At 72.1% G+C, this 637-nt stretch carries 1 protein-coding gene; it reads left to right on the top strand.

What is annotated here, in order from left to right; translation table 11 throughout:
* Positions 1 to 42: 42 nt before the first annotated feature.
* Positions 43 to 637 (top strand): ketoacyl-synthetase C-terminal extension domain-containing protein (locus tag AQJ66_RS36535; RefSeq protein ID WP_425264334.1); only part of this gene is annotated, 595 nt, incomplete at its 3' end.

The raw sequence follows: 637 nt of genomic DNA, 5'->3' as shown, positions 1-637 counted from the left end.
GGGGAGGGCCGTGATCCGGAACGGCCATTGTGGCTGGGCTCGTTGAAGTCGAACATCGGTCACACCCAGGCCGCCGCCGGCATCGCGGGTGTGATGAAGATGGTGCTGGCCATGCAGTACGGGGTGCTGCCCCGGACGCTGCACGTGGACGAGCCGACGCCGCACGTCGACTGGTCGGCGGGTGCGGTGTCGCTGCTGACCGAGCCCATGGAGTGGCCGCGTGTCGACGGCCGTCCGCGTCGGGCGGGTGTGTCGTCCTTCGGGATCAGCGGGACCAATGCCCATGTGGTGCTGGAGGAGGCGCCGGGGGGTGTGCCGGAGCCTGAGGGTGAGGGTGTTCCGCCGGTGTTCGCGGCGGGTGGTGTGGTGCCGTGGGTGGTGTCGGGCCGGGGTGTGGAGGGTCTGGCGGGGCAGGCGGCCCGGCTGGCCGGTTTCGTGGAGTCGGCGGGTGAGGACGTACGGCCAGTGGATGTGGCCTGGTCCCTGGCGGCGACGCGGGCCGCCTTCGAGCACCGGGCCGTGATCCTGGGGCGCGAGGTTCGTGAGCCTCTCTCTGCCGTTCGGGAGCTGGCGGCAGGAACCGGCGTCCTGCCGGCCTCCGTGGTGCAGGGCAGGGCGACCCAGCCCATTGACGGTG

Source organism: Streptomyces bungoensis, assembly GCF_001514215.1.
Taxonomy (GTDB): domain Bacteria; phylum Actinomycetota; class Actinomycetes; order Streptomycetales; family Streptomycetaceae; genus Streptomyces; species Streptomyces bungoensis.
Note: the sequence above shows the minus strand (reverse complement) of the source record. Positions and strands in the feature narration are given on the sequence as shown.